Here is a 12,761-nt window from a genome sequence, read left to right on the forward strand (position 1 = left end):
GGCAGGATTGCCGAGCCGGCTCGAAGGGCGCGCCTGCGAGATGACGCCCGTTTAGGACCGGGCCAGCCCCTCGATCTCAAGAAAGGTACCGACCCAGGCCTGCTTGCGATCGAGATTGACGTCCTCGACCGCAGCGAACAGGCGGGCCATCTTTTCCCACAGGTCGAGCCACTGATCAAGGCTGCGCCGTTCGAGCAGCTGTTGCATGCAGGCCGCCTCCCCCGGCAGGATTTCCGCCGCCGGCGCGCCCGACGCTCCGGCGCAGATCATCCGCCCGAACCACCGGCCGAGCAGGTCGGTCGCCGTGCGAAAGGCGGTTTCGCCGCCCTGTTTTGCAAACCGGTCACCGAGACCATGAAGACGTGTCCCCTCGAGATTCGGCAGAGACAGCAGCAAGCCCGCCACCTCGCGATACAAATCGATCCCGCCTTCCGCCGCAAGGTCGACGGCCCGTCCGATGCTTCCTTCTGCCAGACCGGCGAGGACCGTCCGATCCTGGTCGGCAAGGTCGGGGCGATATCGGCCGAGCAGCTCAACGACCGTCGGGTCGGGCAGCGGCCGAAGCGGAAGACGGCGGCAGCGCGAGCGGATGGTGGGCAGCAGGCCGCCGGGCGCATGGCTGACCAGGAGCAGGAGCGCATTTTTAGGCGGCTCTTCAAGAATCTTCAACAATGCATTGGCCGCGCTTGGGTTCATCTCGTCGGCACAATCGACGATTACGACCCGCCACCCGCCCTCGGCCGGGGTCAAACGCAAGAAGCTGCCGATCTTGCGGACATCCTCGACGGTGATTCGAGTGCGGAGCCGACCCTTGTCGTCGATGCTCCGTTCGGCGGTCAGAAGGTCCGGATGGCCGCCGCTGGCGACCCGGCGGAAGACGGGATCTTGCGGATCAAGCTGCAGGTCGCCGCCGGCCCCGAAGAGGCCGCCGTCGGCCAGCACGAGGCGGGCGAAGCGATAGGCCAGCGTGGCCTTGCCGATTCCGCGAGGGCCGGTGAGCAGCCAAGCATGCGGCATGCGCTCCGATCGCCAAACCTGCAGCAGCGCCGTCTCCGCCGGCTCCTGCCCCAGCAGAACGGGGTTCGCGCGCGGCTCCGGTACGTCCGGCGTGCTGCCCGCCTCACTCATTGGATCGCTCATGGAATTGCGATACCGAACCGCTCGCGGACTGCGGCGCGAATGGCCGACTGCACGGACTCCACATCGCGGCTCGCATCGACGACGACGCAGCGGCGAGGTTCCTCGCGGGCAAGCGTGAGGAAGCCCTCGCGAAGGCGTTGGTGAAAGGCCTCGTCCATTCGCTCATATCGCGTTTCGGCATGCGTGCGCGTTGCCGTGCGGCGCAGCCCCTCCTCCGCCGGCAGGTCGAGGATCAGCGTCAGATCGGGGGCGCCATCGTCTACGACCTGACGATAGAGCATTTCGATGATCTCGCGGTCAAGGCCGAGGCCAAACCCCTGATAGGCGCGCGTCGAATCGGCGAACCGGTCGCACACCACCCAACGCCCGGCGGCAAGTGCCGGCGTGATCGTCTTCGTCAGGTGATCGCGGCGCGCGGCAAAATGCAGGAGCGTCTCGGTTAGCGGATCCCATCGCCCTGCCGCGCCTTCCACCAAGAGCGCGCGGATTTGCTCAGCCCCCGGGGAGCCGCCAGGCTCCCGGGTCAGCAGAGGATCGAGCCCGGCTTCCTTGAGGGCCTCGACAAGGTGCCGCGCCTGAGTGGACTTGCCCGCCCCCTCACCGCCTTCCAAGGTAATGAAGCGCGGCGGAGAGGCCTGCTTGCCTGTCATGTCTTCAACACCCGCGCGGTCGGTCCGCGCCCCGTATCACACACGCATTGTGCTCCTGACCCTACGCGTCAGTTCGTGGCGCTGGCCGATTCGCTCGTCGCATCGGCGGCGACGTCGTCGGAACCGTCGCCGGGAAGCAGGAGATATTTGACTGCGGCGGCAATCCGGCCGACTGGCCCCAGACGGTCGACGGCGGCACCGGCAAAGACCGGCGTTTCGACCGGCTCAAGCCCCGGAGCGCTGATCACCAGCGTGCCGATCTCCTGACCGGGTTCGATCGGCGCCGGGATGGGGCCGTCGAACCGGGCGACCACCTGTATGTCGTCGTGATCATGCCGCGGCAGCGTGGCAACGAGGTCGGTGTTCACCACGAAGGGCACCGTCGCCCCCTCGCCGAGCCAGACCGGCGCCTCGGCGATCGGCTCCCCGGCCTTCACGAGTGTGTAATTGTCGAACTCGCGGAAGGCCCATTCGACGAGCCGGGCGGACTCGTCGGCCCGCGACTGCATTCCGTCAAGCCCATGCACGACGACGATGACCCGTCTCCCATTGCGCTCGGCCGAAGCGGTCAGGCCATAGCCGGAAATCTCCGTATGGCCGGTCTTCAAACCGTCCACCCCAATGTTCCGATAGAGCAGCGGATTGCGGTTGCCCTGCGTGATATCGCTGTAGGTGAACTCGCGTTCCGAAAAGATGGCGTAGTGGTCCGGGAAATTCTCGATGAGATGCTTGCTCAAAATGGCTAGATCCCGCGCGCTCATCTGATGCTCAGGGTCGGGCCAACCGGTCGCATTGGTGAAATGGCTGTTCTCGAGTCCGAGTTCCCGCGCCTTCTCGTTCATCAGCTCGACGAAGTTCGCCTCTGTCCCGGCAAGCCCTTCCGCGATGACGATGCAGGCGTCATTCCCCGACTGGACGATAATGCCGCGGAGCAGGTCCTTCACCGAGGCCCGAGTGTTCACCTCGACGAACATCTTCGATCCGCCCTTTCGCCACGCCTTCTCGGAAACCAAGAAGGTATCGTCGAGCGACAATTCACCCGCCTTCAACCGCTCCAACACCAGATAGATCGTCATCAGCTTGCTCATGGAAGCCGGGTACATCGGCTCATCGGCGTTCTTATCGAACAGCACGGCACCGGTGTTGAAATCGACGACGATCGCCTGGCGGCCAGCCGTTTCGATCGCGCTGGCCTTCCCGGGGAGAATGGTCAGAGCGGTGGCCAGGAGCAAGCCCGAAAGGGCGGCGCCGACGGAGTGGCGAATGGCGCAGGACGGAAGGTTTCGAAGTTTCATCTTTTCTTCCACTGAAGGTTCGAGGAGTCTCGGCGGAGCAGCAACCGGAAACCCATCACTGCACCACGATTCGGGCATCGGAATGGCCGGCGCGGATCACCTGCTCGAGCAACCTGTCCGCCTTGTCGACGCCGTCGATCGGGCCAAGCCGGACGCGAAAGAACTGTTGCCCGCCGACGAAGGCGGAACTCACCTTGGCCGGCCCAAGCGAAGACAGCAGCGCGCTCAACCGATAGGCATTTTGGTAGTTGGCGAAAGCACCCGCCTGAATGAAGAGCTGCGTCGGCCAGACCGGCTGTATCGACAGCCGGGCATCGGGCACTGTCGGATCGAGGGCCGACACCTGCGTCGGGGGCAAGGGCTCGGCCTTCGTTTCGGCTGGCTGAACGGGCGTTTGGGTATCGGTCCGGGTATCGGGCGCGGCCGGATCGAAGGCCGACATCTGCGTCGCGGGCAAAGGCTCGGCCGCTATCTCTGGCGGTTCCGACGGCACGGACGGTTGGGACGCCGCTGGGCTGGGGGAACCGCCGGGCGGCGGCAGCACCTCGCTCGCGACCGCGATCGCCGGCGCCGCCTTCGGCGTCATCTCTTCCGGGCCTGCGGCCGCATACTGCCCACCACTCTGCTGCATTGCCAAGGCGAGGCTTTCCTCGGGCATGATCTCGACCCGCACCTTCGCCGTACCCTGCTGCTCGAATCCCAAGAGCTGAGCCGCACGGCGGGAGACATCGATGATCCGGCCGTGGGCGAACGGTCCGCGGTCGTTCACCCGGAGCGTCAAAGCGCGTCCGTTCTCCAGATTCGTGACACGGACGACGCTGGGCAGCGGCAGCGTCCGATGTGCCGCCGTCAGGCCGTTCATATCATAGCGTTCGCCGTTCGCGGTGAGTCTGCCGTCGAAGCCCGGCCCATACCAGGACGCCACTCCGGTTTCTTCATATTCATAGTCGACAGCCGGATAGTACCAGACGCCGCCGATCTTATAGGGGTTGCCGATCTTGTATCGGCCCACGGCCTCTTCCGGCGGCGGCGTGGCCACCGTTGGCTGGTCTACCGGGAGCGTGGTTTCGGCACAGCCCGTCAGTCCGATGGCGAGCAAGAGTCCGATGGCTCGAAGAAGCGAAACCGCAGAATGCCCCATGTCGTGAGCGCCCCCCTGAATGCTCACTGAAAGCTCACTGAACGCCCCCCTACGGAGCCGGCTGCATTTCCCCTATACGATCGGCGAGATGGCCGACGGCAGTCGCGAAGTAGGTCGACCGATTCCAGCGGAGAATGACTTTGTAGTTGGAATAAACCATAAAAGCCGGCCCATCGGAACCACCCGGCATCACGATCGAACCGGGAAAATGCGCCGTCGGCAGATTGCCGCCGTCCGCCTTCCGCACGCCGAGCCTCTGCCACTCCCTCAGAGGCTTCTCGATATCGACGCCGACGAGATCCGGATCGAAATTCGCGGGCAGCCGGACTGGGCGCCCCCAAATCCGATCCGGATGCCAATTATAGGACGAAAGGTAATTGGCGATGGACGCGAAGACGTCTGCTTTGGTTCCCCAGATGTCGCGCCGGCCGTCTTTATTGTAATCGACGGCGAACTGGCGAAAACTCGACGGCATGAACTGACTCTGCCCCATCGCGCCGGCCCAGGAACCCTCCATCGCGGCCGGGCTGATATGGCCTTCATCGAGGATTTGAAGCGCGTCGAGCAGTTCCTTGCGAAAGAAATCGCTGCGCCGCCCGTCATGCGCCAGCGTCGCGAGCGCCGACACGACGTCGAAGCCGCCGGTGAGTCGACCGAAGTCGGTTTCGACGCCCCAGAGCGCCACGATGAAACGGGGTTGCACGCCGTATTTGGCGCCGATCTCCTCCAGGAGCGCGCGGTGTTCCGCCAGCATCCGCTGACCGAGCTTCACCCGGCTTTCCGGAACGACGCGCTCGAGATACTGATCGAAAGTCAACGTGAATTCGGGTTGGCTTCGATCCAGCTCGATCACCCGGGGAATCGGCTGGACGTCGGCCAGTGCGGCTTGCAGCGTCGTCGGCGCAATCCCCCTGCTCAGCGCCTCCTGCCGCAGCCCCTCGAGCCACGCGCCGAAACTCTGCGTCTCCGCCGCCGCCAACCCGGCCCCGAGGAGATTGCCGCAGAACAGCGTCGCAAAAAACATCATGGTCGTGCCCCCGAAGCGCCGTTTCGTTCCAGCGGGTGGCACATGTGAGAACAGTATCACTGACAATCCCCTGCCAAGGCGAGCGAATAGGAACCGGCGGGTTCTTGTGCCATAGCCACCGTTTCCGCGCAAACGCGAATGCGGATTCCGAGTCGCTTTCTCAATGAAAAATGCGCTACGGGGAAAAAGACGTTACGGATTCGCGCCAGGGAAAAGACTGTCAGTGTATCCCAGCCAATAATAGGCAACGAGGCCGATCCATTCCCTCGTGCCGATGCTCAAGGCGGTCAGGCCTGCCGTCAAATCAGGTGACCGAAAGAGGCGATATTCGCCGTCCGTCATGTAGTCCACCGGGTAGGGGACGACCGGCCAGCCCTGTTGCCGGAAGATCCCGACCGAGCGCGGCATATGGAACGCGGAGGTGACGAGAAGCCAGGTCTCGTCCGGACTCGGCTTCGCCAAGGCCTTGGAATATAATGCGTTCTCATAGGTATTGCGCGAATCCCGCTCGAAGATGATCCGGTCGGTATCGAGGCCGAGCTCAGCCATCAACCCGCGCGCGGCGTCGGCCTCCGGGTTCGTGGGATCGACCAATGCGTTGTCGCCGCCGGTATAGATCAGCGTCGTCTCCGGAAGGCGCCGCGCGAAGCCGGCCAAGGCGAACAGGCGCTCCGCATGCTCGTTCAGGCTCGCCTGCCCCCTCGCCTCCAACAGACGCGCGCTGATGCCGCCGCCGAGAACGACGATGCCGTCCAGCTTCTCCGGGATCGGGGCAGCGGGGAACCGCTCTTCCAAGGGTATCAGGAGCCACTGCCCCACCGGCACGACGGTGACGGCCAATGCGGCCGCGGCGATCACGGCGACCACCCACCGGCCGAAGCGGCGCCACCGCGTAAACAGCATAAAGGCGCTGCCGCACAGGGCCAGCACCAGAAGATTGCCGGGTGCGGCCAGAATCCAGAACAGCTTCGAGATGACAAATGTCATTGCAACTTTGCGGGAGCCCCCGGAGCAGATCCGCCATTTCCTCAAGGATGATCCGAAGCGGACGGCGGTGCCGGTATATTCGCCATCACCGTGGTCGAATACCACCGCCATTTTTCTAGAATCGACGGATGACGAGGATTGCCTGGTCGACAAAATGACCGCCCAGGGAACCATTCGCCATAGGTCGCGGTTTTTCTTTCGACAATTTCATCCAAGGCTTGACGACCGCTACGCGCCGGGGCTGCCGCGGCAATCAGGCCGGTAATTTGAGACAGGAGGTAAGCATGGCCACGCGAGATCTAGGATCGGGCGGTGCCGGATCCGACCCCTCGAAATCGACGACCGGCACATCATCGGCCGCACAGGCCGAATCCGGCTCGACGGCCGGTGCCGGGACGGAATTGCGGGATGAGACCCGCCGCTTGACCGAGCAGGCCAAGGAGCGCGCGCAATCCTATGCGAGCGAGCGCAAGGAAATGGCCGCGAAACAGGTCGGCGGCGTGGCGCAGGCCCTGCGCAGTGCGGCCGACAACCTGAAGCAGCAGGATCAGCCTTATCAGCAGTACGCTGCGAACTACATCACGCGCGCCGCCGACAGTCTCGATCAATTCTCGAACGCGCTTCGCGATCGCGATTTCGGCTCGCTCGCCAGTCAGGCGCGGGACATGGCGCGACAGCAGCCCGGCCTGCTGATTGGCGGGTCGGCGATTGCCGGATTCCTGGTCGCGCGTTTCGCAAGGGCCTCCGCCGAGCATAGCAAGAGCCGGCACGGATCCTACGGCAACTCGGATTACAGCGGCACGGCCGGGACCGACCGGCTGGGAGCCGGCGGCACCCAAGGCGATACGGCCGACGGTAGCATTCATGGCAGCAGCGCTACCGTCGGCACGGCCGGCGTCGGGGGTGCGCCGGGAACGACGGCATCCTCATCGGGAGGACGCTCGTCAGAAGGAGGGACGCGGTGATGCAGCCGCCGAAGCAGGAACGCTCGCTGATGGAGCTGTTCACGGATCTGACTCAGAACACCTCCGAGCTCGTGCGTCAGGAAATTGCGCTGGCGAAGGCGGAAGCCTCCGAGAAGATGTCGCAGGTCGGCAGCGCGGTGGCGTCTCTCGCCGTCGGCGGCCTGTTGGCTTTCGCCGGCCTGTTGATCCTGCTGCAGGCCTTGGTCGTCGGTCTCGCCGAGTTCATGGAAGGGTGGCTCGCGTCGCTCATCGTCGGCGGCCTCGTCGCCCTGATCGGCATCGGCCTTCTGCAAGCAGGGCGCAGCGCCCTGAAGGCGCAGAATCTGTCGCCGCGGCGTACGACCGAGTCGCTCCGCCGGGACAAGGACATGGTCAAGGAGCAGATGTGATGAGCACGCAAGACAACCGGGCGCCAGAAGATATCGAGGGCGAGATCGAGCATACCCGATCGGAGATGCGGGAAACACTGGATGCGATCCAAAGCAAGCTCACCCCAGCACAGATGATGGATGAAGCCATGACTTACTTCCGCAATGGTCCCGGCGAGTTCGCCTCGAATCTGGGACGTGTCGTCCGGAACAATCCGGTGCCCATGGCTCTTGTCGGTGTGGGCCTAGCCTGGCTCGCCGTCTCGAGCAGCCGCCGCGCCTCGGAGTCCGATCGCGACGAGTATGACTATGACCAGGAAGGGTATGACTACACCTCGGCCGGCGTCGGCGCCTATCCCGCGATGAAGGAATCCGACTATACCAGCACCGGCGGGGCCTATCGCGCGAGCTGGGCCGGTTCCGCCGATTATGGCTCCGCAGGCGCCGCCTATGCCGGCGGAAGTGAAGCATATCGAACCGCCAGTGGTGATTACGCCCAGGGTGATTACGCCCAGGGTGATTACGGCGGTGACTATGGTGGCGATTACGGTGAGCCGTCCTCATATTACGCCGGCTCATCTCATGAGGAGCGCGGCAGGATGAGTCGGCTGGCCGACACCGCCCGTGGCCGGATGAGCCGTATCGGCGGCATGGCCCGCGACCGGGGACAGCGCGCTCGCGAGGGCCTCACCGGAATGGCGGAGCAGCAGCCGGTCATGATGGCGGCGGCTGCGTTCGTGATCGGCGCGGCGCTTGGCGCCCTGCTACCCTCGACCCGACGCGAGGACGAGTTGATGGGCCAAACTCGCGACAACCTCAAGCACCGGGCGGCGGCGGCCGGTCGCGAAGGGATCGACCGGGCCGGACGCGTAGCCGAGGAGACCTGGACCGCAGTCGGGGACGAGACGCTCAACCAAGGCCAAGGCGTTACACACGACGGCGGCGGAACGTCGGGCGGTTCGACGACGAGCGGCCGGTCGACGTCTTCTTCGGCCTCATCGACCGCCAGCAAATCCTCCGCGGGCGCGAGCGCCAGCGTGAAGTCCGGCGGTACAGCAGGGACGACACCGGGTTCGACAGCCGGCGGCACGTCATCCGGAACGACGCCAGGAAAGAAGGCCCCGGATACCAAGCCGGTCTAGACAAACCGCAGCCGGCGGGCAGCGTCAGATGTTCGCCGGCTGTGGCTACGACAAGCCAGTTATCCGCTGAGCCCGTCCCGTCGAGGCGGTAGGTAGCCACCCGGGCGTGTTCTCCCGCCCTCACTTGGAGAATTCCATGGCCAGACGGAGACGAAAGGCATCTGCCGAGGATCGGGCCGAAGGCCGTCACGCGACGCAGCCAAGTGATATTCCGGCGAAGGGATGGCGCCAGATCGCGCTTCGCGTCAAGGACGAGCTGTCGACGGACAATATCTCCATCATCGCCGCCGGCATTGCGTTCTACGGCCTACTTGCGATCTTCCCGGCGATCGCCGCTCTGGTCTCGATCTACGGCCTCATCGCCAATCCCGCGGACATCCAGAATCACCTGTCCGCGCTCAGCGCCGTCATGCCGGCGCAGGCCTGGGACATCCTGAACCAGCAGCTCAGCGCGGTTGCGAGCGGCGCCACCGGGCGCCTCACCTTCGGCTTTCTCCTCGGCCTTGTCATCACGCTGTGGAGCGCCACCTCCGGGATCAAGACGCTGATGACCGCCCTCAACATCACCTATGACGAAGAGGAGACCCGCGGCTTCATCAAATTCAACGCAATCGCCTTGCTGATGACCTTGGGGGCGATCCTGTTCGCCATCGTCGCCATCGGCCTCGTCGTCGTGCTGCCCGCGCTGTTCGCCGCAATCGGCCTCGGCCAGACCATGGAGTCGCTGCTGTCGATCTTGCGCTGGCCCCTGCTCGCCCTCGCAGTCATCCTCGTGCTCGCGGTCATCTATCGCTATGCGCCCGACCGGGACACGCCGAAATGGCGCTGGGTGAGCTGGGGGTCGGTCGTGGCGACGGTCCTCTGGATCGTGGCGTCCGTCCTGTTCTCGTTCTATGTCTCGAATTTCGGCAGCTATAACGAAACCTACGGATCGCTTGGCGCCGTCGTCATTCTCCTGATGTGGTTCTATATCAGTGCCTATCTCGTGCTGCTCGGAGCCGAGCTGAACGCGGAGATGGAGCATCAGACGACCAAGGATACCACCCGAGGGCCAGAGCAGCCGATGGGCAAGCGGGACGCCTATGTCGCCGATACAGTGGCCGATTCCCGCTGAGCCGCGACTGCCTTCAGTCCCCCCGCACAAGCCCCCGGCAGCATTTCCGCATTGCGCCGGCGGTATGGGAAGAATCCGGCCGCGTTCCGACTTGACGCTCCGGCGAAGCCTGCGATAAGTGGCGCACGCGACGAGCGACCGACGATCCGATCGATGGGCGTCGGTGATCGGGCATGGATGGGTGGCCGAGTGGTTGAAGGCACCGGTCTTGAAAACCGGCAGGGGTTCACGCCCCTCGTGGGTTCGAATCCCACCCCATCCGCCACTATTTTAGATTATCTCATTGTTTATTCTGGCTTTTTTATTCACACGTCAGCATTGTTCCCACAAATGACCCCACATTTCGAATTGGATGCTCAGACTCGTCTCGGGTATTGAGCCTGGCCTCGCAAAAGAAATCATCCGCGACCAGCACATCCGGTTTCTGGCTTAGGCAGAGCATCGGTTTAACGGCGGCACTCGTAGCCGTTTCCGGTGTTAATTCAACTGACCATTGTAGATGCCACCCCACAAGCAGGTGCAGGCCTGCATGATCGTGCGAACCGGCACCATATCGGTCGGACGTACGAGGAATGCGAAACAGATGTCTTCCGGCTGAAGGGTGCCACTCGACGGCGGTGCAAAGGACCTATCACGGACTGCGATCTACCCGTAGTCTTGCCTTCCGCCGATGCTTGGACCTATTCCCATTCCGGAGAGCAACAGGATCGGATGATAGCAAACCAGGATCGGCAATCAGAGAGGCGACAAGTGGAGAGGCTGCGCAAGCAGCGTGCCGTCCTCTCGGAGTTCGGAAGGCACGCGTTGCGCACGGACAACCTCGACGCGCTGCTGCAGGAGGCGACGGCGCTCGTCTCTGAGGCCATCGAGGTCGAACTCGTCAAAGTCCTTGAACTGCTGCCCGATGGCGAGGCCATGCTGGTGCGCGCCGGGGTGAACTGGAAGCCCGGCGTCGTCGGCCATGCGACCCTTGGTGCCCATGAGCGTTCGCCGGGCGGGTATGCGCTTCAGCAGGACCAGGCGGTGATCTCGCGGGACGTGGCGACGGAGGAACGCTTCGAGATTCCGGCCCTGCTGGTGGACCACGGCGTCAAGAGCATGGTCAACGTCGTCATCCGCGGCGAGCGGGAGGCGTTCGGCGTTCTGGAAGTCGATTCCCGCCGGCACCGGGACTTCGACGAGGACGATATCAGCTTTCTCCAGAACTACGCCAACCTGCTGGCGTTCGCCGTCGACCGTCTGGCGTCGCACCGCGAACTCGCGGAGGCGGAGGAAACCGGGCGTATCCTGCTGCGCGAGCTCCAGCACCGGGTGAAGAACCTGCTCGCCAACATCCGCGCGCTCGCGCGACGAATACGCGCTGAAAGCATCAGCCTCGATGAGTTTGGGGCGGCCTTCGACAGCCGGCTCGGCGCGCTCGCCCGTACCCAGGATCTGCTGACGTGCGGCCCAGGTGGTGCGGCCGACATCCGCGACATCCTGCGCCAGGAGCTGGCGGCGCACGGTGCGCGGGAGGGAGAGCGGCTCACGCTGCAAGGACCCCGTGCGATGCTGCAATCGAACATGGCACAAGCCCTGGGCATGGCGTTCCACGAACTCGCGACGAACGCGGTCAAATATGGTGCGCTCGGCGGCGAAGACGGGCGGATCGACATATCCTGGACCGTTGAACCATCGGATGGCGGCACTCGGATGTTGATCCGATGGCGCGAGCACGGTATCGAGATCAAGGGCGATCCGTCGAGGCGAGGGCTCGGCTCGGAGGTAATCGAGGAGACCGTGCCCTACATGCTCGGCGGGACGTCCGCGCTGATGTTTCACCCCGACGGGGTCGAGTGCACGATCCGGTTTCCTGTTCCGAAGGGTTCCGCGTCGGCGTGACCCGCACCCGGCGGCACGCGAGCGGAGCTCTATGGGATGGCGCAAGGACTTGATGGTTTGAGAATTCTCGTCGTCGAGGACGAGTACTTCGTGGCGCTGGAGGTCAAGGAGATTGTCCGGGAGCTCGGCGCCGAAGTCGTCGGGCCGATCGGCCGTCTGGAGCCGGCACGGGACGTGGCGCGGCGAGAGACGTTCGATGGCGCCATCCTCGATGTGAAGCTGGACGGCGAGGTTATCTATCCGCTCGCGGACGAGCTTCTGGTGCGCGGCGTGCCGCTCATTCTGACAACCGGCTACGATGCCGCGAGCCTGCCGGAGACGTACCGCCGCTTGCCCCAGCTGCGCAAGCCACTCGAGAATCAGGCGCTGCAACGGATGGCGGAGAGCACGTTTCGGCGGTTGTGAGCCAGAGGAATCGGCAGCCAACGCTGAACCACTGCGCGGCTTTCGAGCTGCAGAGCTGACTCTCCGAACGGACTGTTCGGATAAGAAGAGCGGCGGGAGTGAAACCCGCCGCTACCAATCAGTCCGCCTCGAGGGTTAGCTGGCCTTGACTTCGATCTTCTTCACCCGCGCCTGCGCCTCGGGTGTCTTCGGCAGGGTGACCGTCAGCACGCCTTTCTTGAATTCGGCGTTGGCCTTATCGGTATCGACACCGGGGGGCAGCGGAATCGAGCGGTAGAACGAACCATAGGAGCGCTCGGAGAGATAATAGCCCTTCTTGTTCTCCTCCCGCTCGGCCCTCTTCTCGCCCTTGATGGTCAGGACATCGTCCGTCACTGCGACGTCGACATCCTTCTCCTCCAAGCCCGGAAGCTCCACCGAGACCTCGACCTTATCCTCCGTCTCGGCAACGTCCGCATGCGGACCGGTCATGCCCCAGCCCCGATCGAGAGTGCCGAAGGGCTGGTCGAAGCGCTTCCAGAAGTTCTCGAAGATTCGGTTGACGTCCCGCTGCAGGGCCAGGACCGGATTGTCGTCCTCGCGTCTCGCAAGGTCGGTTCCCTTGTCGCCCCACGGGATCAGGTCTCTGATCTGCATGGTTGCGCCT

The 12,761-nt window shown here is 64.2% G+C and carries 14 protein-coding genes and 1 tRNA gene; 8 read left to right on the forward strand and 7 right to left on the reverse strand.

The annotated features are described in order from the left end of the window. Positions 1-51: 51 nt before the first annotated feature. The 6 genes from DT069_RS02655 to DT069_RS02680 all read right to left on the reverse strand — a co-directional run bounded on the left by DT069_RS02655 (position 52) and on the right by DT069_RS02680 (position 6,240). Positions 52-1,128 carry a DNA polymerase III subunit delta' gene (locus DT069_RS02655; protein WP_119458695.1) on the reverse strand — a complete coding sequence of 359 codons (1,077 nt, stop codon included), beginning with the start codon at positions 1,126-1,128 and terminating at the stop codon, positions 52-54. 8 nt (positions 1,129-1,136) lie between these two features. Continuing rightward, positions 1,137-1,790 (reverse strand): dTMP kinase, encoded by a 654-nt coding sequence (gene tmk, locus DT069_RS02660; RefSeq protein WP_119458696.1) that lies wholly within the window; start codon positions 1,788-1,790, stop codon positions 1,137-1,139. A gap of 68 nt (positions 1,791-1,858) precedes the next feature. Then, on the reverse strand, positions 1,859-3,085 hold the full coding sequence (locus DT069_RS02665) for a D-alanyl-D-alanine carboxypeptidase family protein (RefSeq protein ID WP_119458697.1): 1,227 nt from the start codon (positions 3,083-3,085) through the stop codon (positions 1,859-1,861). Positions 3,086-3,140: 55 nt separating this feature from the next. Next, entirely contained in the window at positions 3,141-4,226 is a 1,086-nt protein-coding gene (locus tag DT069_RS02670; protein WP_119458698.1) for a septal ring lytic transglycosylase RlpA family protein, read from the reverse strand. A gap of 49 nt (positions 4,227-4,275) precedes the next feature. Beyond that, positions 4,276-5,253 carry a lytic murein transglycosylase gene (locus DT069_RS02675; RefSeq protein ID WP_119458699.1) on the reverse strand — a complete coding sequence of 326 codons (978 nt, stop codon included), beginning with the start codon at positions 5,251-5,253 and terminating at the stop codon, positions 4,276-4,278. A gap of 192 nt (positions 5,254-5,445) precedes the next feature. After that, positions 5,446-6,240, reverse strand: a complete 795-nt coding sequence (locus DT069_RS02680; protein WP_162912932.1) for a YdcF family protein — start codon at positions 6,238-6,240, stop codon at positions 5,446-5,448. On the opposite strand from DT069_RS02680, the gene DT069_RS24505 reads away from it, so the two are divergent. The 8 genes from DT069_RS24505 to DT069_RS02715 all read left to right on the forward strand — a co-directional run bounded on the left by DT069_RS24505 (position 6,227) and on the right by DT069_RS02715 (position 12,115). Further along, positions 6,227-6,505, forward strand: a complete 279-nt coding sequence (locus tag DT069_RS24505) for a hypothetical protein (protein WP_162912933.1) — start codon at positions 6,227-6,229, stop codon at positions 6,503-6,505. The two genes, DT069_RS02680 and DT069_RS24505, sit on opposite strands and share 14 nt — an antisense overlap. A gap of 19 nt (positions 6,506-6,524) precedes the next feature. Next, positions 6,525-7,205 carry a hypothetical protein gene (locus DT069_RS02685; protein WP_119458701.1) on the forward strand — a complete coding sequence of 227 codons (681 nt, stop codon included), beginning with the start codon at positions 6,525-6,527 and terminating at the stop codon, positions 7,203-7,205. Beyond that, positions 7,205-7,594 carry a phage holin family protein gene (locus tag DT069_RS02690; RefSeq protein WP_119458702.1) on the forward strand — a complete coding sequence of 130 codons (390 nt, stop codon included), beginning with the start codon at positions 7,205-7,207 and terminating at the stop codon, positions 7,592-7,594. The genes DT069_RS02685 and DT069_RS02690 overlap by 1 nt, the downstream gene beginning before the upstream one ends. Further along, positions 7,594-8,715, forward strand: coding sequence for a DUF3618 domain-containing protein (locus DT069_RS02695; protein ID WP_119458703.1), 1,122 nt, complete (start codon positions 7,594-7,596; stop codon positions 8,713-8,715). The genes DT069_RS02690 and DT069_RS02695 overlap by 1 nt, the downstream gene beginning before the upstream one ends. Before the next feature lie 136 nt (positions 8,716-8,851). Beyond that, positions 8,852-9,829: a YihY/virulence factor BrkB family protein gene (locus DT069_RS02700; RefSeq protein ID WP_119458704.1), complete on the forward strand. Its 978-nt coding sequence runs from the start codon at positions 8,852-8,854 to the stop codon at positions 9,827-9,829. A gap of 175 nt (positions 9,830-10,004) precedes the next feature. After that, positions 10,005-10,094: transfer RNA gene (locus tag DT069_RS02705), tRNA-Ser, on the forward strand. Positions 10,095-10,633: 539 nt separating this feature from the next. Next, a complete protein-coding gene (locus DT069_RS02710; protein WP_162912934.1) occupies positions 10,634-11,710 on the forward strand; it encodes a sensor histidine kinase in 1,077 nt (358 codons plus the stop codon). A gap of 36 nt (positions 11,711-11,746) precedes the next feature. Next, the gene (locus DT069_RS02715) at positions 11,747-12,115 is read left to right on the forward strand and encodes a response regulator (RefSeq protein ID WP_119458706.1); all 369 of its coding nucleotides are present in this window, start codon (positions 11,747-11,749) and stop codon (positions 12,113-12,115) included. A 135-nt stretch (positions 12,116-12,250) separates the two neighbouring features. On the opposite strand, the gene DT069_RS02720 is transcribed toward DT069_RS02715, so the two are convergent. Next, positions 12,251-12,751, reverse strand: a complete 501-nt coding sequence (locus tag DT069_RS02720; protein WP_119458707.1) for an Hsp20/alpha crystallin family protein — start codon at positions 12,749-12,751, stop codon at positions 12,251-12,253. Positions 12,752-12,761: the final 10 nt, after the last annotated feature.

Source organism: Virgifigura deserti, from assembly GCA_003576685.1.
Taxonomy (GTDB): domain Bacteria; phylum Pseudomonadota; class Alphaproteobacteria; order Dongiales; family Dongiaceae; genus Virgifigura; species Virgifigura deserti.

What these genes read in the sequence shown, in the direction of transcription:
- DT069_RS02655 (WP_119458695.1), bottom strand. Translation starts at nt 1,128, where the DNA reads ATGAGTGAGGCGGGCAGCACGCCGGACGTACCGGAGCCGCGCGCGAAC.
- tmk (WP_119458696.1), bottom strand. Translation starts at nt 1,790, where the DNA reads ATGACAGGCAAGCAGGCCTCTCCGCCGCGCTTCATTACCTTGGAAGGC.
- DT069_RS02665 (WP_119458697.1), bottom strand. Translation starts at nt 3,085, where the DNA reads ATGAAACTTCGAAACCTTCCGTCCTGCGCCATTCGCCACTCCGTCGGC.
- DT069_RS02670 (WP_119458698.1), bottom strand. Translation starts at nt 4,226, where the DNA reads ATGGGGCATTCTGCGGTTTCGCTTCTTCGAGCCATCGGACTCTTGCTC.
- DT069_RS02675 (WP_119458699.1), bottom strand. Translation starts at nt 5,253, where the DNA reads ATGATGTTTTTTGCGACGCTGTTCTGCGGCAATCTCCTCGGGGCCGGG.
- DT069_RS24505 (WP_162912933.1), top strand. Translation starts at nt 6,227, where the DNA reads ATGACAAATGTCATTGCAACTTTGCGGGAGCCCCCGGAGCAGATCCGC.
- DT069_RS02680 (WP_162912932.1), bottom strand. Translation starts at nt 6,240, where the DNA reads ATGACATTTGTCATCTCGAAGCTGTTCTGGATTCTGGCCGCACCCGGC.
- DT069_RS02685 (WP_119458701.1), top strand. Translation starts at nt 6,525, where the DNA reads ATGGCCACGCGAGATCTAGGATCGGGCGGTGCCGGATCCGACCCCTCG.
- DT069_RS02690 (WP_119458702.1), top strand. Translation starts at nt 7,205, where the DNA reads ATGCAGCCGCCGAAGCAGGAACGCTCGCTGATGGAGCTGTTCACGGAT.
- DT069_RS02695 (WP_119458703.1), top strand. Translation starts at nt 7,594, where the DNA reads ATGAGCACGCAAGACAACCGGGCGCCAGAAGATATCGAGGGCGAGATC.
- DT069_RS02700 (WP_119458704.1), top strand. Translation starts at nt 8,852, where the DNA reads ATGGCCAGACGGAGACGAAAGGCATCTGCCGAGGATCGGGCCGAAGGC.
- DT069_RS02715 (WP_119458706.1), top strand. Translation starts at nt 11,747, where the DNA reads ATGGCGCAAGGACTTGATGGTTTGAGAATTCTCGTCGTCGAGGACGAG.
- DT069_RS02720 (WP_119458707.1), bottom strand. Translation starts at nt 12,751, where the DNA reads ATGCAGATCAGAGACCTGATCCCGTGGGGCGACAAGGGAACCGACCTT.